We start from the raw sequence: 21,279 nt of genomic DNA, 5'->3' as shown, positions 1-21,279 counted from the left end.
AGCAGAAATGCGTGACTTTTGGGGCGATTTTGCGGAGCGCACGCCGAGTTCCCGGGGCCTCCGTGGCTGCGGCGGGCTGAAAGTTGCGCAAACCTGTTCGGCGGGGGGCGTTAACGCGGAAGTCCCGGGCCACCGGGCCCGGGACTTCAGCAGTCATGGGACTACTCTACGGTGACGCTCTTGGCGAGGTTGCGCGGCTGGTCCACGTCGTAGCCCTTTGCGGCGGCGAGTTCCGCGGCGAAGATCTGCAGCGGGACGGTGGTCAGCAGCGGCATCAGCAGCGTGGGCGTTTCGGGGACGTAGAAGACGTGCTCGGCGTAGGCCTTCACAGCTTCGTCGCCTTCCTCGGCGATCACCAGGGTCCGGGCGCCGCGGGCACGGATTTCCTGGATGTTGGAGACTACCTTGGCGTGCAGCGAATCACGGCCGCGCGGGGACGGGACCACCACGAACACCGGCTGGCCCTCATCGATCAGTGCGATCGGGCCGTGCTTGAGCTCGCCGGCGGCGAACCCTTCGGCGTGGATGTACGCGATTTCCTTGAGCTTCAGCGCACCCTCGAGGGCCACCGGATAGCCCACGTGCCGGCCCAGGAACAGCACGGACTTCTCGTCCGCCATGGACCGGGCCAGTTCCCGCAAGGGTCCGGCGTTGTCCAGGATGGTCTGGATCTTCTCCGGGATCTTGGCCAGGTCCGCGAGGACGTCCTTGATCTGGCCCGAGAAGATGTTCCCGCGCAGCTGCGCCAGGTACAGGCCCAGCAGGTACGCGGCCGTGATCTGGGCCAAGAACGCCTTGGTGGACGCGACGGCGATCTCCGGACCGGCGTGCGTGTACAGCACAGCATCGGATTCACGCGGGATGGTGGACCCGTTGGTGTTGCAGATCGAAATGGTCTTCGCGCCCTGCTCGCGGGCGTACCGGACAGCCATCAGGGTATCCATGGTCTCGCCCGACTGGGAGATGGAGACCACCAGGGTGTTCTCGTCCAGGATCGGATCCCGGTACCGGAACTCATGCGCCAACTCCACCTCGGTGGGGATCCGGCACCAGTTCTCAATGGCGTACTTGGCCACAGTCCCGGCGTACGCGGCGGTACCGCAGGCCAGCACCACGATCTTGTTGACCTGCTTGAGCAGCTCCGGGTCGATCCGCAACTCGCTCAGGGTCAGCTTGCCCTCCAGGTCCGAGCGGCCCAGCAGGGTCTGCGCCACGGCATCGGGCTGGTCATGGATTTCCTTCTCCATGAACGAGGAGAAGCCGCCCTTCTTCGCCGAGGCCGGGTCCCAGTCAACGTGGTACTCCTTACCCGCGGCCGGGTTGCCGAAGAAGTCCGTGATCTCCACCGAATCGGCGGTGATAGTGACAATCTGGTCCTGGCCCAGCTCCACCGCACGGCGGGTGTAGTCAATGAACCCGGACACGTCCGAGCCCAGGAAGTTCTCCCCTTCACCCAGACCCACCACCAGCGGCGAGTTACGGCGGGCAGCGACCACGACGTCGGGCTGGTCCGCGTGGACAGCCAGCAGCGTGAAGGCGCCCTCGAGGCGCTGGCAGGCAAGTTCCATGGCCTTGGTCAGGCCGCCGTTGGCAGCGTCCCCGCCCAGCTGGTTCCGGAAAATGTCCGCCAGCAGCGCGGCAGCAACCTCGGTGTCCGTCTCGGACAGGAAAGTCACACCCTTCTCCACCAGCTCGAGCTTAAGCTCGGCAAAGTTTTCAATGATGCCGTTGTGGATCACGGCCAGCTTCCCGCCATCAGCCAAGTGCGGGTGCGCGTTACGGTCCGTGGGGCCGCCATGGGTGGCCCACCGGGTGTGGCCGATGCCGGTCAGGGTCTCCGGCAGGGGACGCTCCTCCAGCTCAGCGAGCAGGTTGCTCAGCTTCCCGGACTTCTTCCGCGACTCGATGCTGCCCGCAGACACCACCGCCACGCCCGCCGAGTCATAACCGCGGTACTCCAGCCGGCGAAGCCCCTCAAGGACAACGTCCAAAGCACTGTGACCATTAACAGCGCCGTCAACAGAACGGCCTACATAACCCACGATTCCACACATAGCCTCAAGAGTATCGGGTGGGCACCGGTTGCCTGTAACCCGGAACCGGATCTTGAGCCCTTCTTGCCCGGACCGCTGCGCCCCGGAGCCGCTTCCATTTCGCTATGCGCGGAGCGCGGGGCAGAATCTCTAACGTGACTTTGCAACGCAACGAGGCGAATGGGGAGGGTGCTTCCCCATTCGTGGAACTGGACCGGCAGACCTGGTCCAGGCTGGCAGCCCAGATGGAACAACCCCTCAACGAAGAGGATATTGTCCGCCTGCGCGGCCTTGGCGATCCCCTGGACATGAAGGAAATCCGTGAGGTCTACCTTCCGCTGTCCCGGCTCCTGCACCTCTATGTGGAAGCTGCCGGGCAGCTGCACGCGGCCACCACCACCTTCCTGGGCGAACAGACCCAGCGCACCCCGTTCGTCATCGGCGTTGCCGGGTCAGTTGCCGTGGGCAAGTCCACCATTGCGCGCGTGCTGCGGGAGATGCTGCGGCGCTGGCCGGGTACGCCCAACGTAGAGCTCATCACCACTGACGGCTTCCTGTACCCCCTGGCGGAGCTCAAGCGGCGGCAGTTGCTGGACCGGAAGGGCTTCCCGGAGTCCTACGACCGGCGGGCGCTGCTGAGGTTCGTGAGCGAGATCAAGGGCGGGGCCGAGGAAGTCCATGCTCCCTGGTACTCGCACGTCACGTATGACATCGTTCCCGAAAAGGAAGTGGTGGTCCGCCGTCCGGATGTCCTCATCGTGGAAGGCCTGAACGTTCTGGCTCCGGCGCGCCCGCGGCATGATGGCCGGCAGGGGCTGGCGCTGAGTGACTTCTTCGACTTCTCCATCTATGTGGACGCCAAAACCTCTTATATCGAGGAGTGGTACGTGGACCGGTTCCGGAAGCTGCGGACCACGGCGTTCGCGCAGCCGGAGTCCTACTTCCACAGGTATGCCAGCCTGTCCGATGATGAGGCGGAGAGCACCGCCCGGGACATCTGGAAGCGGATCAACGAGCCCAACCTGGAGGAGAACGTCCTTCCCACCAGGGGCCGGGCCCAGCTGGTGCTCACCAAGGACTCGGACCACACCATCCGCCGGATGCTCCTGAGGAAGGTCTAGCACAGGTGTGCCACAACTGCGCCGCTTCAGCCGTGACGGCCAGCCGCCGGAGCTTCGCCCGCTTCCTCGCCGTGGGGGCAGGGCTGACTGTACTCACCGCCTGCACGCCCGTAGCACCCGAGGCCGGGCCGCCGTCGTCGGCCTCGCCGTCTGCTTCCCCGGTTCCGTCCGCGACGGCGGCGGGCACCCCTGTTGCCGCACCGGAGGCGGCGACGGTGGCGGGCACGCCGCCGGAACCTTCCGCATCCCCCTCACCTTCACCATCCGCAGCCCTCCCCCGTCAGTTTTCCCTGACGGATCCGGCCAGCCCGTGGGTAGTGGTGAACAAGCACCGGCCGCTGGCCCCCGCCGACTATGCGCCGGCGGATCTGGTGAGTCCCGCCGTCGGGATCTCCGCGTCCGGTGAGTCCGCGCTGCTGAACAGTACGACGGCGGCAGCGGCCGAGGCGATGTTCGCGGCTGCGGCGCGGGACGGCGTGGTCATGGTCCTGGCCAGCGGGTACCGCTCCTACGCCACGCAGGTTTCTACGTACAACGGGTACGTCGCCGCGCGTGGGCAGGCGGACGCGGACACGGCCAGCGCCCGGCCGGGCTACTCGGAGCACCAGACGGGGTGGTCCTTCGACATCGCCGACGGCGGCGGAGCGTGCGCCTTCCAGCCGTGCTTCGCGGACCAGCCTGCCGCTGTCTGGGCGAAAGCCAACGCCTACGGGTTCGGGTTCGTGGTGCGGTATCCGTGGATGTTCCATGAGACCACCGGGTACTACTACGAGCCGTGGCACCTGCGGTACATCGGCGTGGAGGCGGCCACGGACATGTCCGTACGCGGGATTGTCACGCTCGAGGAGTACTTCGGCGTGGGGGCGGCACCGGGGTACCCCTAACGGATACTGCAGCCAACTGGTTCCCAACACGGCCCAAAATAGGGGCCTGGGTTCACGCAGGGTTAACAGACGTGGGCTAGTTTGGAACCCATGTTGACCGGATTCAAGAATTTCATCATGAAGGGCAACGTCGTAGACCTTGCCGTCGCTGTCGTGATGGGTGCCGCGTTCGGCGCCGTCGTCACATCGATCGTGGAAGGGCTGCTCACACCGCTGATCGGCCTTCTGTTCCAGGCGAAGGGTATCGAGGAGATGCAGTGGGAGGGCTTCCTCTACGGACGCGTCATCTCCGCCGTCATCTCGTTCGTGCTGATTGCCGCCGCCATCTACTTTGTTGTGGTCATGCCCATGAACCACATGATCGAGCGGCGCAACCGCCGGCTCGGCATCAACCAGGACGTCAAGGAAGAATCTGCCGAGGATCCGCAGATCGCCCTGCTCACCGAGATCCGCGACGAGTTGCGAAGTCGCTCGTCCTAGCCGATATGCGAATGAGGCCCGCTTCCATCCGTGGAAGCGGGCCTCATTCGTTTGTGCGGCTATTCGCTGATGAGTTCGAGCGCGAGTTCCGTGCGGACCACCTGTGCGAGGTGTTCGGCGATGGACTGCGCGGTTTCCTCGTCGGCGGCCTCCACCATGACCCGGACCACGGGTTCGGTGCCGGAGGGGCGGAGGAGGACGCGGCCGGTTTCACCCAGGGCGGCCTCGGCGGCCTTGACGGCCTGGGCGAGGACGTCGCTGCTCTTGACCTTGGTGCGGTCCACGCCCTTGACGTTGATGAGGACCTGCGGGAGCTTGGTCATGACGGCGGCCAGGTCCTTGAGGGACTTCCCGGTCAGGGCCACCTGGGCGGCGAGCTGCAGGCCGGTGAGGAGTCCGTCACCGGTGGTGGCGTGGTCCGAGAAGATGACGTGGCCGGACTGTTCCCCGCCAAGGTTGAAGCCGCCTTCCCGCATGCTTTCCAGGACGTAGCGGTCTCCCACGGCTGTTTCGCGGATGCTGATGCCGGCGTCGCGGAGGGCAATTTTGAGGCCGAGGTTGCTCATGACGGTGGCCACCAGGACATCGTCGTTCAGCTTGCCGGCTTTCTTGAGGGCGACGGCGAGGACCGCCATGATCTGGTCGCCGTCCACTTCGTTGCCTTCGTGGTCCACGGCCAGGCAGCGGTCCGCGTCGCCGTCGTGGGCGATGCCAAGGTCCGCGCCGTACTGGAGGACGGCTTCCTTGAGCGGGCCGAGGTGGGTGGAGCCCACGCCGTCGTTGATGTTGAGCCCGTCCGGGTCGGCGCCGATGACGATGACGTCCGCGCCGGCGTCCTTGAAGACCTGCGGGGAGCAGCCGCTGGCGGCGCCGTGGGCGCAGTCCAGGACCACGGTGAGGCCCTCGAGACGGTGCGGGAGGGTGCTGAGGAGGTGGACGACGTAGCGGTCCTCGGCGTCGGAGAAGCGCTGGATGCGTCCGACATCGGGACCTATGGGCCGGACGGCCTCGTTGTGCATCTGGGCTTCAATGGCGTCTTCCACGTCGTCGGGGAGCTTCTGGCCGCCGCGGGCGAAGAACTTGATGCCGTTATCCGGCGCCGGGTTGTGGGAGGCGGAGATCATGACGCCGAAATCGGCTTCCAGGTCCGCCACCAGGTACGCGGCGGCCGGGGTGGGGAGGACGCCGGCGTCGTAGACGTCGATGCCCGAGCTGGACAGCCCGGCCTCCACCGCAGCCGCGATGAATTCCCCGCTGGCACGCGGATCACGGGCCACCACGGCGCGGGGCCGGGAGCCGTTGGAGTTGCGGTCGTGGCCAAGTACCACGGCCGCCGCCTGGGCCAGCTGCAGGGCCAGCTCCGCTGTCAGCAGCCCGTTGGCCAGCCCCCGGACACCATCAGTTCCAAATAATCTAGACACCGGTCAAGTGTATGGGATGGCGGTGGCGGCACCTGCGTAGGCGGCCGGGGAAGAGGCAGTTCTACCTGTTGAGTACCTGCCTTCCTAGAGGCGCAATTACTGGGACTACTTGGTTCCTTTCGCTGCTACCTGTCTTCTGTCAAAACCCTCGCCACCCCTATTTCGCGGCCCCTACGATCCATTCATGACACCTAGCTATGGGGGCTTGGCGCTCGAAATTGTAGTACCGGTCTACAACGAAGAAGCGGTACTCGAACGCAGCATCACAAGGCTCGCCGAATACTTGACGAATGAAATGCCGTCGACGTGGAGAATCACCATCGCCGATAATGCAAGCACCGACCGGACGCCGGTGATTGCCGCTCGACTCAGCGAGCAATTGGAAAACGTCGGTTACCGGCGGCTGGAATCCAAAGGACGCGGCCTGGCACTGAGGGACGCGTGGAGCGTTTCGGAAGCCAAAGTCTTGGCCTACCTTGATGTTGATCTATCTACCGACTTGGCCGCGCTCCCACCGTTGGTGGCGCCCCTGTTGTCCGGGCATTCCGACATATCGATTGGAACGCGTCTGGGCCAGAGCTCGAGGGTGAGCCGCGGCCCCAAGCGGGAGTTCATCTCCCGTTCTTATAACTTCCTGCTGCGGCGCACCATGCAGGTGCGTTTCTCGGATGCACAGTGCGGGTTTAAGGCAATTCGCGCCGATGTGGCCAAGCGCCTGCTCCCCCATGTGGAGGACAACGGGTGGTTTTTCGACACAGAGTTGCTGATCATTGCCGAGCGCTCCGGACTCCGCATTCACGAAATTCCCGTTGACTGGGTTGATGACCCGGACAGCCGGGTGGACATCAAACAGACAGCCCTTGACGACTTGCGGGGAATGGTGCGGGTGGCTGGGTCCCTGGTTAAGGGTGTCATTCCTGTCCAGGCCATCTATGCCGAGCTGGGACGCCGGCCGATTGTGCCCCTGGGCCGGCCAAGCTTTTTCGGCCAAGTTCTTCGTTTCGGACTCGTTGGAGTCGCCTCAACCTTGGCCTTCGCGTTGCTCTACTTGGTGCTGCAGGGGCCATTCGGAGCGCAGGAAGCGAACTTCCTGGCGCTTCTGCTAACGGCGGTTGGCAACACGGCCGCCAACCGGCGATTCACCTTTGGCATCAGCGGACCGGCGAAGCTCTTCACCCAGCAGTTTCAGGGGTTGATCGTTTTCTTGCTCGCCTGGAGCATCACCTCTTCGTCGCTGCTGACACTTCACGCGCTGCATCCCGACGCCGCGCCCAATGCGGAGCTACTGGTCCTGACAGCCGCCAACGTGTTGGCCACCCTGATGCGCTTTGTTCTGCTGCGTCTGTGGGTGTTCAGAACCGGACAAGTAAGGAACCGCGTAAATAGGCTTACCCTCGCGCCCCTCGGGAAGATTCTTCCGTGACGGTCACAGCAGATGAAGGGATTCTGGCCCGGCCGCAGCGTTCAGCGACCACCGATTCTCGGCGGCAGCAACTTGCTGTAGCTTCGCTGCTACTCGTTGCCGGACTGGTGTACATCTGGGCCTTGGACCGAAACGGATTTGCCAACGCCTACTACTCTGCCGCCGTGCAGGCCGGACAACAAGATCTCAAAGCATTCATATTTGGGTCGGCTGACTGGGGCAATTCGGTCACGGTGGACAAGCCCCCGCTGAGTCTTTGGGTGATAGGGCTTTCTGTGCGTCTCTTCGGTCTCAATCCGTGGGCGTTGATGCTGCCCCAAGCCCTGATTACGCTGTCCAGCGCCATTCTGTCCTACCGCCTAATGAGGCGTTGCTTCCCCTTTACACCTTCATTGCTAGCAACCGCGGTCTTCGCCTTCACACCCATCACCGTACTCTTAGCTCGCTACAACAACCCAGATCCACTTATGGTTCTTCTGATGGGCGTCTCGCTCTATGCAGGTATCAGAGCAACCGAGTCTGGAAAATTCAGGTATCTTGCCCTCCTTGCCGCGTTGCTTTCTTTGGGCTTTCTAACAAAGCAACTGCAGGCGTTTCTAGTACTACCGGCACTAGTCACCACTTTTTCGCTGCTTTCTCGGATTCGATGGCAGAAACGCATCGTGTCTATTTCTGCAATGGGCTTTCTCCTCGGCGTTGGTTCACTAGCCTGGCCCCTTTACGTTGACATGACACCGGCATCAGATCGTCCTTACATCGGCGGTTCAACGACGAATAGCATGCTCGAATTGATCCTCGGCTACAACGGGGTTGACCGTGTCATGCAACACAGTGACGCTCCGTCTGCTTCGTTGATACCCGCTCAGTTCCGAAGTGTTGATACCGATGCAGGATTCTTTAGGCTGATCAATCTAAACTACGGACAGGAAATCGGCTGGCTTCTATTACCGGGCCTAATCTCATGCACTGCGGTAATTATCTGTCTGCTCAGACGTCGTCTCGCCCGTAAGCAGTCGATATTAGCCTGCGCTGCAGCGATGTGGATGGCCACAACCTACTTCATGCTTAGCTTCATGGGTGCTAATTTCCACTCCTACTATACGGCGTCACTTGCTTTCCCAATGGCTCTGTGCATAGGCGTCGGCGCCGATTTGCTCCAGCGGAACCTGAGCACGACCACCAGTCGTGTGATGGTAGCCGCCTCACTGGTCGCAAGTGTCATCTTTTCGAAGGCCTTGTGGCAGTCCAGCACAGATTACCCGGAGTGGCTTGGCAACGCAGCATTTTTTTCAGGAGTCCTTGCGTCTGCCGTGTTAGCAATCCCACCACCGAGTCGCTGGATGGTTCGTTTTGCCTTGGGTCTCGCATTCGCGTCTCTCATGGCCGGGCCGGTCGTTTGCTCGATCATGACTGCTAGCACCCCTCAAGAGGGATCGAATCCCATGTCAGGAGGCGTCACGAAAAGCCCGAACACCCTGAGTAGATTCCTCAAAGGAGTCAAAGAGCAAGATCCTGCATGGGCATCGGGGGTAGCGATTGGCATGAAGCCCAGCCTTAGAATGACGGACCTTCTACAAAATGCATCACCACTCTGCACGTGGGCCGCCGCCACATATCCGGGCCAGACGGCCTCCCAGTTTCAATTGCACATCGGTCGACCGGTCATGTCCCTTGGAGGCTTTGCCGGCGTCGACCCGAATCCCAACCTCAATCAGTTCAAGGAATGGGTTTCATCAGGAAAGGTCTGCTACTTGGTGGAGCAAGTGGAACAGTTGAAGGTTCCAGGAAACAGCGGTGAGCTAATTGCTATCCAGGCATGGGCTAAAGAAAACTTTAGAACGGAGCAAATAGATGGCGTTACTGTCTACGACCTCAGCAACTAACGAGACTCGCATCCGAGGCGGCCGACAAAGCCATTGGTGGGCACGCCGTCGTGCAGAATTTGCGCTCGTCGCCATCGCTGGCACCGTCTACTGCTGGGATCTCACCATCAATGGATGGGGCAATCCATATTATGCTGCGGCAGCACAAGCAGGTGCCGGCGACTGGAGCGCGTTGTTCTTCGGCGCCTCAGATGCCGGCAATGGTTTGACAGTCGATAAGCCTCCGCTGCACCTATGGATCATCGCCATCGCAGTTAAGCTGTTGGGTCTCAACTCATTTAGCGTTCTGATACCCCAAGCCCTGATGGGGATTATGACAGTATTCCTTGTCCATAGAACGGCAAACTACTTGGGAGGCCAGCGGCAGGCATTCATTGCTGGCTTACTTGTCATAATTACGCCTGTTACTTCCATGATCTTCCGATTCAATAATCCCGATGCGCTTCTGCTCCTTCTCTGGGCTTTGGCAGTGTACTTTTCAGTTCGCGGTTTCGCACGGGAACAAGCTAAATACATGTACCTCGCCGCCGTGGTCCTGGGCCTGGGTTTCCTCTGCAAACAGTTCCAGAGTTGGATACTGGTGCCCGCCGTTATCGGCGCCTTCTTCGTCTTTGGTTACGGCAGCATCAAGACAAGGATAAGCCAAGCATTTGCTTTCGGTGCTCTTATGGCCGCACCAGCCTTTATTTGGATCGCGATTGTGGAATTGACACCCGCCATGATGAGACCTTGGGTTGGGGGTACTTCAACGAACAGCTTTTTGGAACTCACTTTCGGCTACAACGGGTTCGGCCGGCTTACCGGGCAAACCAGCTTGGGCGCAGTCAATCCGAAAGATTTTAGTGGCGTCGTGGGATACGACGCTAGTCTTGTCCGCTTGTTTACCATCAATTACGCACCCGAAGTCGCGTGGATGCTGCCCGTTGCTTTCATAGGAGCGGCCATGGCTGTTATTGAAATTGTTCGGAGACGGATGAGTCGACTGCGGTCCTTCGCATCAGCCCTTCTCACCGTTTGGTTCCTCACGACTTTTGCAGTGCTCAGCTTCATGACTGGTGACATCCATCCCTATTACACGTCCATGTTGGCACTCCCGATGGCATTCCTCACCGCCTACGCCTTCGAAAGCTTTTGGGTCAGCCGCAACGACCTTAGATACCGCTGCAGTGCTGCTCCTATCGTGCTAGTCTGCGCCGTCCTGACGTCCGGATATCTCACGTGGTTTCAGGATTGGAATCCGTGGGCAGTTATGATCGTAAAAGTAGCAGCCTTGGCAGCCTCTTTTTGCCTGGTACTTCCTACTAGGTTTCAACGACCAAGGCTCACTGCGGCAGCGCTGCTGCTTGCTGCAGCATCTATATTGATGGTTCCGTCGATGTTTATTATCGATTCCGTTAGCACTCCGCAACAGGGGTCCTTTCCAATATCCGGCCCGGTGCCGAGTGTTGAAAGTTGGCACAAAAGAGACGCTGAACAACTTCTACAGGGGGAACAGGCAAAATATGCCCTTGCTCGTGGCGAACCCGTGGTGGATGATATCGCTTCAATTATTGAGCAGGTCCCTGAAACTACTCGCTGGGCAGCGGCAACCACTGGAAGCGAAAATGCGGCGCTATACCAGCTCAAGACGAAACGTCCAATCATGTCGATTGGTGGCTTCTCCGCACTAGACGCGTACCCGTCCTTATCCAGCTTTGAGGACTATGTGAACGCGGGGCAACTACGTTTCTACATACATCAGCCTGGCATCCTAAATTGGTCTGCCAGCCCGAATACCTTAGAAGTCGTTAGGTGGATCGAAGCGAATTACTCTTACCAGGAGCTCGACGGCGTGCGGCTATACGACTTGAGCATTCGACTCACTGATTAAGCACGAGAAGCCCGCCCCGCAAATAGCGGGACGGGCTTCTATGCAAGCGGATTTAGCGCTTGGAGTACTGCTGAGCCTTGCGGGCCTTCTTGAGGCCGGCCTTCTTACGCTCAATGACACGGGCGTCGCGGGACAGGTAACCGGCCTTCTTCAGGGTGGCGCGGTTGTTCTCGACGTCGATCTCGTTCAGCGAACGGGCGATGCCGAGGCGCAGTGCGCCGGCCTGGCCGGAGATGCCGCCGCCGTGGATGCGGGCGATGACGTCGTAGGCGCCTTCGAGATCAAGGATCTTGAAGGGCTCGTTGACGTCCTGCTGGTGCAGCTTGTTCGGGAAGTAGTTGTCCAGCGCGCGGCCGTTGATGGTCCACTTGCCGGAGCCCGGGACAACGCGAACGCGTGCAACGGCTTCCTTGCGGCGGCCAACTGCTGCGCCGGCAACGGTCAGTGCCGGGCGCTCCTTCTTGGGAGCGGCTTCGGCAGCCGAGCTCTCAGAGGTGTAGCTGGTGGGGTTTTCCTCAGCCTCAACGGCTTCGGTGGTCAGTTCTTCGTTCTGAGCCACGATTCTCCTTGTATTAAGTAAGTTGTTTGGTGGCCAGGACTACTGGGCGACCTGGGTGATTTCGAAAGTCTTGGGCTGCTGTGCGGCGTGGGGGTGCTCAGCACCGCGGTACACCTTGAGCTTGCCCAGCTGCTGTGCAGCGAGGGAGTTCTTGGGGAGCATGCCCTTGATGGCCTTCTCAACGGCGCGGACCGGGTTGGATTCCAGCAGTTCCGCGTAGTTGACGGAGGTCAGGCCGCCCGGGTAGCCGGAGTGGCGGTATGCGCGCTTCTGCTCCAGCTTGGCGCCGGTCAGGGCAACCTTTTCAGCGTTGATGATGATGACGAAGTCGCCCATGTCCATGTGGGACGCAAAGGTGGCCTTGTGCTTGCCGCGCAGCAGGATTGCGGTCTGGCTGGCAAGACGACCAAGGACAACGTCGGTGGCGTCAATGACGTGCCACTGGCGGTTGATATCGCCGGGCTTCGGGGTGTACGTACGCACGGTGTTTGCCTCGTTCTTGTTCTGGCGTTCTTTGTTTAGGCGCCACTCAGGGGTGAGCACCTACTTCCTGCGCGCTACCGGAACAGAGGTGAGGGCTCTATGTAACCAGTCATCCTGAGGTTCCGAATGTGCACGTTGAGTAGTTATCCTGCAACCGGATTCTCAAGCGGGCACGCACCATCGGAATAGGACACGCACAACGACTTACAAGATTAGCGTGCCAAGGGCTTCAGGGTCAAAATGGGGTAGCCGCAGGCCACTACAGCGCCGCCGGCAGGATGAGCGCAGGGGGTCGCGGTGTTTACAGAAGGTGCTGGCGTTGGCGCCGGATGGGCTTTTGCGCTGGGCGCAGCTCTTTTGGGGGCCGCGCTCTCCCCTGCGGCGGAGATGCTCATTGCCAGGCTCGTCCCCCGCCTGGGCGGAACACCCGCACCGTCGGCAAGGATTACGACGGCGGCACTCACGGGAGTTGCGTGCGGCGCCTTTGCGCTGCGCTTTGGGGCTTCCTGGACGTTGCCGGCGTTTCTGTTTCTGGCCATCCTCGGAGTCCAGCTGGCCAGGATTGATTTTTTACTTCATTTGCTGCCAAATCCACTAGTATTAGCGCTCCTGGCAGGGGGAATCGCTCTCCTCCTCGCATCATCGGCAGCTAATCAGCATGCTGACAATATGCTTCGCGCACTGCTCGGCATGGTCATTTTGTTCGCCGGCTATCTAATTCTGGCGCTAATTTCCCCAGGAGCCATCGGAATGGGCGACGTCAAGCTCGCCGCACCGGTCGGCCTCTACCTCGGGTACCTAGATTGGACCCATCTCCTCTACGGCGGCCTCCTCGGCTTCATCCTGAATGGCGTCGTCACCATCGCCGTCGTTGTCAAAAAAGACCGTAAAAACGCCACGGAAGTGGCACACGGGCCATCGATGCTTGGCTCGGTCCTAGCCATCAGTCTCCTTGTTCAGTAGCTGGCGCAGCACCTTCTAGCGGCTCCAGAGGATCCTGAGACCAAACCAATCCAAGTAGTCGTCGGTGTACTCGATTACGGTTCTGAGTACCGTCAACTGCTTCTGAGTACGTACTTTCAAGACGCCCGAAAAAAGTCGAGTACCACTACGCATTGTTGCCGCTATCCCCCGATGACAATCTCTTCTTAGCGAAGTCCAGCCGCTAAGGAATTATGGGGGCAGCTGGAAATTCGTTGAAATCACATCAATTCCATTTCACCGAATTAAAGGAAAATACAATGACTTCTCTCATGGTCTCGATGATGGCTTTCGTTGCCGGCGTCAAGGATCGCTTCTCCTCCGAGAAGGGTGCGACTGCAACCGAGTATTCACTGCTCGTTGGCCTCATCGCCCTTGTCATCGTCGCGGGCGTCACGCTCTTCGGCGGCAACCTGAACACTTTCTTCAACGGTCTGGCCGGCAAAGTCGGCGCGTGGTGATGGTACGAATCAACCAGAAGGACCACACGATGTCTCGGATCAATACATCGCTTCAGGAACTCGTCATTGCTGTGCGGGCCATCTTTTCCAACGAAAAGGGCGCTACGGCCACGGAGTACTCACTCCTTGTAGGACTGATCGCCTTGGTGATCGTCGCCGGCGTCACCCTCTTCGGAACCAACCTGCAGACGTTCTTCAGCAGCCTCGCAACAACTGTCGGCGGCTGGTAGCTCAACAGGAATCGGTGTGCCGCGCTCAGCCAGCGCGGCACACCGCACTTAAGCCCATGCTGCAACCGTCCAGGGGGACCACTTGAAACGCAGCCTAAGAAATCAACGAGACGGGGAGCGAGGAGCCGTCGCTGTCGAGTTTGCGCTCGTCGCACCGATCCTCATCGCACTAATTATCGCCATCGTGGAGTTCTCGAACGCTTACAACATCCAAGTTTCCGTGACCCAAGCGTCCCGTGAGGCAGCCAGGACGATGGCGATTACCAAGGATGCCACGAAAGCAACGGCAGCCGGCAAAGCTGGCGCTCCGTCAATCAACACAGCCCTGTTGGCGTTTGACTACTCAGCGGCATCGTGCCCTACAGCAACACCTACGCCCAATGCGTCGGTAACTGTCACCTACACCGGAACATCGCTCACCGGGTTTTTTGGCTCTTCACTGGTACTCAAGGGCAAAGGATCAATGCAGTGCGGTGGCTGACCTGCAAGGGAAACGAGTCCGGTGAGCCGAACGAGCGAGGCGCCGCCGGCGTAATCGTCGCCTTGATGATGCTGGTCTTGATCGGTGCCGGTGCGGTGGCGGTGGATGTCGGCCAAATCTATTCCGAGCGCGCTCAACTGCAAAATGGTGCTGATGCCGGTGCTTTGGCAGTGGCTCTAAGTTGCAAGAACGGGATCTGCAATTCGGCTCTGGCTGACAGTCTTGCGAATTCCAACTCAAACGACGCTGCCAGTGCGGCCGCGGTTGATTACAGCGTGCCGGGGCAGGTGACTGTCACTACCTCCACAAAGAATGGGTCATCGAGCTTCCTGACGAACCTGTTTTCAAACGCGATCAATGCAAGTCCGGTGAGTGTCGGCGCGCAAGCAACGGCAGGTTTCTTCTTCCCTGGAAGTGGGTCAGGATTCCCGCTGGCTTTGTCGGACGACTGCTACAACCTCTCCACAGCAAGTTCGGCAGGTACTGTGCAGAAGATCTCGTACAAGCCAGGCGGCACGTGTACAGGTCCATCTGGGACTCAAATTCCAGGAGGTTGGGGATGGCTCGACCAATCCTCTCCCTGTGAGGCCACCACACAAGTGGGAAACAACAACATGGGTTCGGACCCCGGAAATAATCCGCCGAGTGGCTGCTCTACCATTCTCAGCACCTGGAAAACCACTCTTCTGGCGGGCGGGAATGTGAATGTCGAGTTCCCCGTATTCGACACATCAACGGGTAACGGACAAGGCGGATCGTTTCACATCACAGGTTACGCAACTTTCAAAATCTGGGGATGGAAGTTCGGAAACAACGGTGTTTACGAATTCCGAAACACTTCGAGCGATCCGGGAATGACGAGCGCGCTGGCCTGTTCCAGCGGCAACGACCGCTGCATCATCGGTCAATTCATTAAGTACAACACCATCGGCGCCGGCAACACTCTTCCCGGCGGAATCGATCTCGGAACCTCGGAGATCCGGCTCATCAAGTAGTACCAACTAAGGGGAAAGCAATGAAAGCACGCCTACTGGGAGGCATTGCCGCGCTGGTCGTAGCGGTTATAGGCACAGTCCTCCTCTTCAATTACGTTCAAGGCGCGGACCGTCGCGCACTTGCCAACACGGAAACGGAAGACGTCCTGGTCGTTAAACAGAACGTTCCCGCGGGAACGCCGGCAGGTCAGCTCAGCCAGTACGTCACTACCAAAGCAGTCCCGCGGACTGCGATTGCAGCGGACGCCGTAGAGGATCTCAGCTCAGTTAGTACGAAAGTGACCGCCGTTGGTTTGGTAACCGGTGAGCAACTTTTAAGCAGCCGTCTCGTCGATGCGAGCACTTTCATCGGCCCGGCAAGGGTTGAGGTTCCTGCGGGACTCCAGGAAATATCAGTCCGGCTTGGCATCGACCGCGTGGTTGGTGGTTCGGTTCAGGCTGGTGACACCGTTGGAGTCTTCATTTCCCTGGGAGACTCTGCCGGCGGCGGCAACGGCACTCAGCTGACCTTCCACAAGGTACTTGTCACTGCAGTTCAGTTCAGCTCCGGGCAGGCCGTCCAGACTCAAGGCGAAGCGACACAGGCAAGTTCTACAGGTGCCCTGAACACAGAGGGCAGCAAGCCGGCATCCAGCGATTCGTACCTAATCACGCTTGCCCGGGACGCTGTCGACGCGGAAAAGCTCGTGTACGCGGCAGAGTTCGGAAAGATCTATCTCTCGAAAGAACCGGCAGGGGCCACAGAGGGAACCAACGGAGTGGTGAACCAGACCAAGGTGTTCCGATGAGCCGCTTCATCCTCATTACGCCCTCCGCCGAATACGAACGTACTGTTCGTGCGTCGATAGCACCCCTGAGCGGATCGCTGCAGTCCTTTCAGGCGAACTACCTACCAGAGTCGCCTGAGGACATCCTCCGACAGCAAGTTGGTGAACCTCCGGAAGTTCTCATACTCGGTGCTGGCCTGCCTCGCGAAGAAGCGCTGAAATTCGCTGCAGTACTCGATCTTCAGTTCCCAGAAATCAGCATCGTCCTTGTGGCGGATGACGACGGCGAACTTGCGCTGAGTGCTATGCGGTCCGGAATCCGGGACATTCTTCCGCCTACGGCCGACACCGAGCAGATCCGTGCCCTCGTGGAGCGGGCAAGCCTGGCTGCGGCCGGCAGGAGGCGAGGGCTTGCGCCAAACACGGCTGAACGCCCTGCGGCGGACGGCGGCCGAATTGTTGCCGTCATGTCACCGAAGGGAGGTGTCGGGAAAACAACTGTTGCAAGTAATTTGGCCATCGGACTCGGGCAAATAGCTCCGATGAGCGTCGTCCTGGTCGACTTGGATTTGCAGTTCGGAGACGTTGCTAGCGGATTGATGATCGAACCAGAATTTACGATCTCAGAGGCAGTAGTGGGCGCAGCGAGCCAGGACGCTATGGTCCTCAAGACCTATTTGTCGCTGCACCGTGGCAACATCTACGCCTTATGCGCACCTCGCAACCCGATCGACATGGACAGGATTTCAGGAGAACACGTCAGTCATCTCCTGCAGCAACTACGGACTGAATTTCAGTACGTGGTGGTTGACACCGCACCCGGATTAGGCGAGCACGTTCTGGCGACGCTGGAGCAGGCGACGGACGCCGTATGGGTTTGCGGCATGGACATCCCGAGTATCCGCGGCCTCCGGACCGGCTTCCAGATCCTTTCAGAACTCGACCTTCTCCCTGACAATCGGCACGTGGTGCTGAACATGGCTGACCGAAAGACCGGGCTGACTGTCCAGGACGTCGAGGCAACGATAGGGGCTCCCGTGGACGTGGTCCTGCCACGTTCCCGGGCCGTCCCCTTTTCAACAAATAAAGGTGTTCCCCTGCTGCAGGATGGCAGCCGCGATGCAGTGGCGAAGGGGCTCCGGCAGCTGGTTGAGCGTTTCAAGCCGAATTGGGAAGGCCCCCGCAAGAAGCTTCACAGAAGGGCGGTAGTGCAATGAATCTCTCGAACCGAATTGCAAAGATCCGGGGCGACGAAGCGGCAGGCTCGCCCGATCAGAGCCCCATGCCGAGTACGGGGCCTGCCACTTTGGGCGCCATACAGCAAGCCCAAGCGGCTGAGCAGGCCCTCGTTCCTGCAGCCATCGAGGTGACTGCAGGCAGCTCGAGTGAAGCGCTCACCGGGCTCAAGGACCGTGCAAGCCAAGCCCTCTACGAGCGGCTTGGTTCTCGAATCACCGATTCAACGCTGGATGAAACCGAGTTGCATCAATTCGTCAAAGACGAACTGAAAGCGGTCGTTGACGAGGAACAAGTCCCGCTCACGCAGGGCGAACGCCAGCGACTGACTCGGGAGATTATTGACGATGTCCTTGGCCATGGCCCAATGCAACGGTACTTGGATGACCCCACTGTCACGGAAATTATGGTGAATCGTGCAGACCAGATCTACGTCGAACGCAATGGCCACCTCTTTCTGACGGATACGAAGTTCGCCAACGAAGAGTCCCTGCGAAAGGTCATCGAAAGGATCGTCACGCGGATCGGTAGGAGGATCGACGAGTCGTCGCCACTGGTGGATGCCCGCCTGGCAGACGGCTCACGAGTCAACGCCATCATCCCTCCCCTAGCCGTGAACGGGGCATCGCTGACTATCCGTAAGTTCGGTCGCGAGGCACTTACGGTGCAGAAGCTCATCGAGTTCGGCAGTCTCTCCCCCGAGATGGCCGAGTTGCTCCAGGCGTGTGTCTTGGCCCGCATGAACATCATCGTCTCCGGCGGTACCGGCACAGGTAAGACGACCATGCTGAATGTGCTGTCGTCCTTTATCCCCGCCACGGACAGAATCGTGACGATCGAGGACGCCGTGGAACTTCAGCTCCAGCAGGACCACGTTGTCCGGTTGGAAAGCCGGCCGGCAAACATCGAAGGACGAGGCGAAGTGTCCATTCGCGACCTGGTCCGCAACTCCCTACGCATGCGGCCCGACCGCATCGTCGTCGGTGAAGTTCGAGGCGGAGAGTCCTTGGACATGCTGCAAGCCATGAACACCGGCCACGACGGCTCGATCTCAACAGTGCATGCTAATTCGCCCCGAGACGCCATTGCCCGTCTGGAGACACTTGTCCTGATGGCGGGCATGGACCTGCCCCTGCGCGCAATCCGGGAACAGATCGCCTCCGCGGTCAACCTGATCGTGCATATCTCGCGTCTCCGCGACGGGACACGACGGGTAACGCACATTACCGAGGTTCAAGGGATGGAAGGCGACATAGTCACCCTCCAGGATGCGTTCGTCTTCGATTACTCTGCAGGCATCGACGCGAACGGAAGGTTCCTTGGCAAACCGGTGCCCACCGGAGTCAGGCCTCGGTTTACGGACCGGTTCGAGGAACTGGGTATCAGAATTTCGCCATCCGTCTTCGGCGCCCACGCAGTAAGGGGCCGGTGATGGAGGCAGAAATCCCGGTATCGATGGCGGTTGCCGGTGTGGCATCAATCTTCGCAGCTGTCATTTTGCTCTTCGCAGTCGTACTGAAGCCAGCTAACGTGATCCCACTATCGCGGCGTCGTCCCGATGTCCCTGCTACGTCTTCCAGGCTGACGGTAATCACGGACTCGGCCGTTGGTGCCATCAACAATCAGCTGAAGGGCAGAAACGATTTCCTCGTAAGCCGGGCAAAGCTTGAACGGGCAGGACTCAAGACTCAGCCCGCGAACTTTCTTCTGATGATGGCGGCCGGCGCTCTGGCTGGCAGCGTATTCGGATTCCTTCTTGGTGGACCCTTCTTTGGAGTCGTGGTGTTCCTGGCGGTTCCGGCGGGCATGTTCGCATACCTCTCGGTGCTCGCTGCCCGACGAAAGAGCAAGTTCGACGAGCAGCTGCCGGACACACTCCAGATGCTGACCGGAAGCATGCGTGCGGGGCACTCCCTACTCAGGGCCGTGGACGCATCAGCGCGCGAGTCGGATGCGCCGATGTCTGAAGAGCTCGCCCGGATCGTCAACGAGACGAGGATCGGGCGGGACCTTGGGGAGTCGATGACGGACGTCGCCATCCGTACTGGCAGCGAGGACTTCGCATGGATCTCGCAGGCAATCGAAATCCACCGGGAAGTAGGTGGCGACCTTGCAGAAGTTCTGGACCACGTGGGTGAGACCATCCGCGACCGTAACCAGATTCGCCGCCAGGTGAAGGCGCTGAGCGCCGAAGGAAAAATGTCCGCCGCAGTACTGATGGGACTCCCAGTAGTCCTCTTTTTCGCCCTGATCCTGATTAACGCCCAGTATGCGAAGACATTCACCAGCACAGTCCCTGGCTTCCTGATGCTCGGAACCGCTGCGGTCATGCTCACCGCCGGTGGCTTCTGGCTCAGCCGACTGATCAAACCGAAGTTCTAGGAGGCCTGACATGTCACCAATGGCATTAGGTGCAATACTCGCCATAATCTTGCCGGTCACCTACCTCGTGTGGTCCGTCGCTGCAACTGACCGGGTTGCGATACGCAATATCCAGGCTAACCTCGGGCAGCGGGCCAGGAATGCAGCTCCGCAGAACCTCTCAGCCGAATTCTCTGCAATGGCCCGCAAGGTCACTCCGGTTGGCTACGTTTCTTGGTTGGACAAGCAACTCGCGGCCATGGGGCGGCCCAAAGAATGGCCGCTGGATCGCCTCTTAGTGGTCAAACCACTGCTGGCCCTCGGGACATCGCTACTGGGTTTGTTCTACCTCCTTGCAAACCCGGAGCCGGCCCGTTTCGCCATCTTGCTGGCGGCAGCTGCCTTCGGCTACTTTGCTCCTGACCTCCTGATCCGCAGCACAGCCGAGAAGAGGAGGGCTAAGATCCGTCAAGAACTGCCGAACACGCTGGACCAAATGCTGATCTCGGTACAGGCCGGACTTGGCTTCGAAGCGGCCATGGCCCGCACAGCCCAGAATGGCAGCGGCCCATTGGCTGACGAAATGACGCGGACACTGCAGGACATGCAGGTGGGGCGTTCCCGCAAGGAGGCCTATTTGGCCATGTCCGATCGAGTCGATGTACCCGATCTCCGTTCATTCATTCGGGCGATTGTTCAAGCTGACGCTTACGGAATTGCCATAGCGAAAGTCTTGAAAATCCAGGCACACGAGATGCGCATGAAACGGCGCCAACGCGCCGAAGAACACGCTATGAAGATCCCCGTGAAAATCCTCTTTCCCCTGATCTTCTTCATCTTCCCCACTCTGTTCATCATCCTGCTGGGTCCGGCAGTCATGAACATCATTGCGGCATTTTCGTAGGAGGAACCATGGATACTCTGAATCGATTTGTCGTCTCCCTCGGACGTATGGCCGGCCGGGTCCGGAACGAAGAGCGGGGAGCAACCGCCACGGAGTACGGAATCTCCGTCGGCTTCATCGCCATTGTCATTGTGGTTGGAGTGGGCGCCTTGGGGCTCGCCCTCAACGATTCGTTCAATGACCTGACCACAGGAATCAAGACGGCCCTGGGCATTCCGTAGCCGCCAGACCACCCCAACCGCGCCCCCGGCGCCCGGAAGACCGGACCCCCTCGGCACCCAGAACCGAGGGGGTCCTTTTGCGTGCTTGGACGACGGCTAAGCCCACTACGAGCGCAGGACTGGACCAGCGAAGGCACAGGAAACGCCCACCTGGCTGAGCCTTTACGCAGGATGCTGCAAGATCCGGTCAAGCCGCCAATTCCCGTTGCTAACTTCGTTCCAGTGCTGGCGAAGGGCCAGCCATCCGTCTCGCTCAGGAGTCCAAATGCTTTCTCTCTACACCAACCTCATGATCCGCCTGCGCAGCGAAGAGAAGGGCGCAACCGCCGTCGAATACGGCATTATGGTCGCCCTCATTGCAGTCGTCATCATCGTCGCCGTCAGCACGCTGGGCGGCCAACTTCAAACCATGTTCACCGACGTCACAACCGATATCGCACACCCCGTCAAGACCACGGTCCCCACGCCCTAGCACGATCGTAGAA

At 60.0% G+C, this 21,279-nt stretch carries 22 protein-coding genes; 18 read left to right on the top strand and 4 right to left on the bottom strand.

Translation table 11 applies throughout. From position 1 onward, the window contains the following. Positions 1 to 161 precede the first annotated feature (161 nt). Positions 162 to 2,054: a glutamine--fructose-6-phosphate transaminase (isomerizing) gene (gene glmS, locus UC32_RS02335; RefSeq protein WP_045729611.1), complete on the bottom strand. Its 1,893-nt coding sequence runs from the start codon at positions 2,052 to 2,054 to the stop codon at positions 162 to 164. A 104-nt stretch (positions 2,055 to 2,158) separates the two neighbouring features. Between glmS and coaA the strand changes: the two genes are divergently transcribed. The 3 genes from coaA (at position 2,159) to mscL (ending at position 4,518) form a co-directional block, all read left to right on the top strand. Next, positions 2,159 to 3,154 carry a type I pantothenate kinase gene (gene coaA / locus UC32_RS02330; RefSeq protein ID WP_015937796.1) on the top strand — a complete coding sequence of 332 codons (996 nt, stop codon included), beginning with the start codon at positions 2,159 to 2,161 and terminating at the stop codon, positions 3,152 to 3,154. Between the two features lie 5 nt (positions 3,155 to 3,159). Beyond that, on the top strand, positions 3,160 to 4,038 hold the full coding sequence (locus UC32_RS02325) for a M15 family metallopeptidase (RefSeq protein WP_045729610.1): 879 nt from the start codon (positions 3,160 to 3,162) through the stop codon (positions 4,036 to 4,038). A gap of 90 nt (positions 4,039 to 4,128) precedes the next feature. Further along, positions 4,129 to 4,518, top strand: a complete 390-nt coding sequence (gene mscL / locus UC32_RS02320) for a large conductance mechanosensitive channel protein MscL (RefSeq protein WP_015937798.1) — start codon at positions 4,129 to 4,131, stop codon at positions 4,516 to 4,518. Positions 4,519 to 4,577: 59 nt separating this feature from the next. Here the strand turns inward: mscL and glmM are convergent, their stop codons facing one another. Next, on the bottom strand, positions 4,578 to 5,939 hold the full coding sequence (glmM, locus tag UC32_RS02315; RefSeq protein WP_045729609.1) for a phosphoglucosamine mutase: 1,362 nt from the start codon (positions 5,937 to 5,939) through the stop codon (positions 4,578 to 4,580). 184 nt (positions 5,940 to 6,123) lie between these two features. On the opposite strand from glmM, the gene UC32_RS02310 reads away from it, so the two are divergent. The 3 genes from UC32_RS02310 to UC32_RS02300 are packed head-to-tail and all read left to right on the top strand — an operon-like array spanning position 6,124 to position 11,115. After that, entirely contained in the window at positions 6,124 to 7,362 is a 1,239-nt protein-coding gene (locus tag UC32_RS02310; protein WP_045729608.1) for a bifunctional glycosyltransferase family 2/GtrA family protein, read from the top strand. Next, the gene (locus UC32_RS02305) at positions 7,359 to 9,245 is read left to right on the top strand and encodes an ArnT family glycosyltransferase (protein ID WP_045729607.1); all 1,887 of its coding nucleotides are present in this window, start codon (positions 7,359 to 7,361) and stop codon (positions 9,243 to 9,245) included. The genes UC32_RS02310 and UC32_RS02305 overlap by 4 nt, the downstream gene beginning before the upstream one ends. Next, on the top strand, positions 9,214 to 11,115 hold the full coding sequence (locus UC32_RS02300) for a glycosyltransferase family 39 protein (RefSeq protein ID WP_082071869.1): 1,902 nt from the start codon (positions 9,214 to 9,216) through the stop codon (positions 11,113 to 11,115). The genes UC32_RS02305 and UC32_RS02300 overlap by 32 nt, the downstream gene beginning before the upstream one ends. 52 nt (positions 11,116 to 11,167) lie before the next feature. Here the strand turns inward: UC32_RS02300 and rpsI are convergent, their stop codons facing one another. Continuing rightward, positions 11,168 to 11,674 carry a 30S ribosomal protein S9 gene (gene rpsI / locus UC32_RS02295; protein ID WP_015937804.1) on the bottom strand — a complete coding sequence of 169 codons (507 nt, stop codon included), beginning with the start codon at positions 11,672 to 11,674 and terminating at the stop codon, positions 11,168 to 11,170. A gap of 39 nt (positions 11,675 to 11,713) precedes the next feature. Next, a complete protein-coding gene (gene rplM / locus UC32_RS02290) occupies positions 11,714 to 12,157 on the bottom strand; it encodes a 50S ribosomal protein L13 (RefSeq protein ID WP_015937805.1) in 444 nt (147 codons plus the stop codon). A 297-nt stretch (positions 12,158 to 12,454) separates the two neighbouring features. Here rplM and UC32_RS02285 point away from each other — a divergent pair, with 297 nt between their 5' ends. The 12 genes from UC32_RS02285 (at position 12,455) to UC32_RS02240 (ending at position 21,266) form a co-directional block, all read left to right on the top strand. After that, entirely contained in the window at positions 12,455 to 13,120 is a 666-nt protein-coding gene (locus UC32_RS02285) for a prepilin peptidase (RefSeq protein WP_082071867.1), read from the top strand. 278 nt (positions 13,121 to 13,398) lie between these two features. Next, positions 13,399 to 13,599 carry a Flp family type IVb pilin gene (locus UC32_RS02280; RefSeq protein WP_045729605.1) on the top strand — a complete coding sequence of 67 codons (201 nt, stop codon included), beginning with the start codon at positions 13,399 to 13,401 and terminating at the stop codon, positions 13,597 to 13,599. After that, positions 13,599 to 13,829 (top strand): Flp family type IVb pilin, encoded by a 231-nt coding sequence (locus tag UC32_RS02275; RefSeq protein ID WP_327077613.1) that lies wholly within the window; start codon positions 13,599 to 13,601, stop codon positions 13,827 to 13,829. Before UC32_RS02280 ends, UC32_RS02275 begins: the two co-directional genes overlap by 1 nt. A gap of 82 nt (positions 13,830 to 13,911) precedes the next feature. After that, complete coding sequence (locus tag UC32_RS20200; protein WP_082071864.1) at positions 13,912 to 14,310, top strand: TadE/TadG family type IV pilus assembly protein; 399 nt, start codon at positions 13,912 to 13,914, stop codon at positions 14,308 to 14,310. Continuing rightward, entirely contained in the window at positions 14,298 to 15,305 is a 1,008-nt protein-coding gene (locus tag UC32_RS02270) for a TadE/TadG family type IV pilus assembly protein (RefSeq protein WP_045729603.1), read from the top strand. The genes UC32_RS20200 and UC32_RS02270 overlap by 13 nt, the downstream gene beginning before the upstream one ends. Positions 15,306 to 15,325: 20 nt before the next feature. Further along, a complete protein-coding gene (cpaB, locus tag UC32_RS02265) occupies positions 15,326 to 16,093 on the top strand; it encodes a Flp pilus assembly protein CpaB (protein ID WP_045729602.1) in 768 nt (255 codons plus the stop codon). Then, positions 16,090 to 17,289, top strand: a complete 1,200-nt coding sequence (locus UC32_RS02260) for an AAA family ATPase (protein ID WP_045729601.1) — start codon at positions 16,090 to 16,092, stop codon at positions 17,287 to 17,289. The genes cpaB and UC32_RS02260 overlap by 4 nt, the downstream gene beginning before the upstream one ends. Beyond that, a complete protein-coding gene (locus tag UC32_RS02255) occupies positions 17,286 to 18,740 on the top strand; it encodes a CpaF family protein (RefSeq protein ID WP_045729600.1) in 1,455 nt (484 codons plus the stop codon). Before UC32_RS02260 ends, UC32_RS02255 begins: the two co-directional genes overlap by 4 nt. After that, entirely contained in the window at positions 18,740 to 19,690 is a 951-nt protein-coding gene (locus tag UC32_RS02250; RefSeq protein WP_052690501.1) for a type II secretion system F family protein, read from the top strand. The genes UC32_RS02255 and UC32_RS02250 overlap by 1 nt, the downstream gene beginning before the upstream one ends. A 10-nt stretch (positions 19,691 to 19,700) precedes the next feature. Continuing rightward, complete coding sequence (locus UC32_RS02245; RefSeq protein ID WP_045729599.1) at positions 19,701 to 20,573, top strand: type II secretion system F family protein; 873 nt, start codon at positions 19,701 to 19,703, stop codon at positions 20,571 to 20,573. Between the two features lie 8 nt (positions 20,574 to 20,581). After that, positions 20,582 to 20,794 (top strand): Flp family type IVb pilin, encoded by a 213-nt coding sequence (locus UC32_RS20195; protein WP_082071861.1) that lies wholly within the window; start codon positions 20,582 to 20,584, stop codon positions 20,792 to 20,794. 265 nt (positions 20,795 to 21,059) lie between these two features. Continuing rightward, on the top strand, positions 21,060 to 21,266 hold the full coding sequence (locus tag UC32_RS02240; protein WP_045729598.1) for a Flp family type IVb pilin: 207 nt from the start codon (positions 21,060 to 21,062) through the stop codon (positions 21,264 to 21,266). Positions 21,267 to 21,279 lie beyond the last annotated feature (13 nt).

It is taken from the genome of Pseudarthrobacter chlorophenolicus, from assembly GCF_000962805.1.
GTDB lineage: Bacteria > Actinomycetota > Actinomycetes > Actinomycetales > Micrococcaceae > Arthrobacter > Arthrobacter chlorophenolicus_A.
The sequence above is the reverse complement of the archived record's forward strand: the minus strand, read 5'-3'. Positions and strand labels throughout refer to the sequence as shown.

What these genes read in the sequence shown, in the direction of transcription:
- glmS (WP_045729611.1), bottom strand. Translation starts at nt 2,054, where the DNA reads ATGTGTGGAATCGTGGGTTATGTAGGCCGTTCTGTTGACGGCGCTGTT.
- coaA (WP_015937796.1), top strand. Translation starts at nt 2,159, where the DNA reads ATGCGCGGAGCGCGGGGCAGAATCTCTAACGTGACTTTGCAACGCAAC.
- mscL (WP_015937798.1), top strand. Translation starts at nt 4,129, where the DNA reads ATGTTGACCGGATTCAAGAATTTCATCATGAAGGGCAACGTCGTAGAC.
- UC32_RS02310 (WP_045729608.1), top strand. Translation starts at nt 6,124, where the DNA reads ATGACACCTAGCTATGGGGGCTTGGCGCTCGAAATTGTAGTACCGGTC.
- UC32_RS02300 (WP_082071869.1), top strand. Translation starts at nt 9,214, where the DNA reads ATGGCGTTACTGTCTACGACCTCAGCAACTAACGAGACTCGCATCCGA.
- UC32_RS02280 (WP_045729605.1), top strand. Translation starts at nt 13,399, where the DNA reads ATGACTTCTCTCATGGTCTCGATGATGGCTTTCGTTGCCGGCGTCAAG.
- UC32_RS02275 (WP_327077613.1), top strand. Translation starts at nt 13,599, where the DNA reads ATGGTACGAATCAACCAGAAGGACCACACGATGTCTCGGATCAATACA.
- cpaB (WP_045729602.1), top strand. Translation starts at nt 15,326, where the DNA reads ATGAAAGCACGCCTACTGGGAGGCATTGCCGCGCTGGTCGTAGCGGTT.
- UC32_RS02260 (WP_045729601.1), top strand. Translation starts at nt 16,090, where the DNA reads ATGAGCCGCTTCATCCTCATTACGCCCTCCGCCGAATACGAACGTACT.
- UC32_RS02255 (WP_045729600.1), top strand. Translation starts at nt 17,286, where the DNA reads ATGAATCTCTCGAACCGAATTGCAAAGATCCGGGGCGACGAAGCGGCA.
- UC32_RS02250 (WP_052690501.1), top strand. Translation starts at nt 18,740, where the DNA reads ATGGAGGCAGAAATCCCGGTATCGATGGCGGTTGCCGGTGTGGCATCA.
- UC32_RS02245 (WP_045729599.1), top strand. Translation starts at nt 19,701, where the DNA reads ATGTCACCAATGGCATTAGGTGCAATACTCGCCATAATCTTGCCGGTC.
- UC32_RS20195 (WP_082071861.1), top strand. Translation starts at nt 20,582, where the DNA reads ATGGATACTCTGAATCGATTTGTCGTCTCCCTCGGACGTATGGCCGGC.
- UC32_RS02240 (WP_045729598.1), top strand. Translation starts at nt 21,060, where the DNA reads ATGCTTTCTCTCTACACCAACCTCATGATCCGCCTGCGCAGCGAAGAG.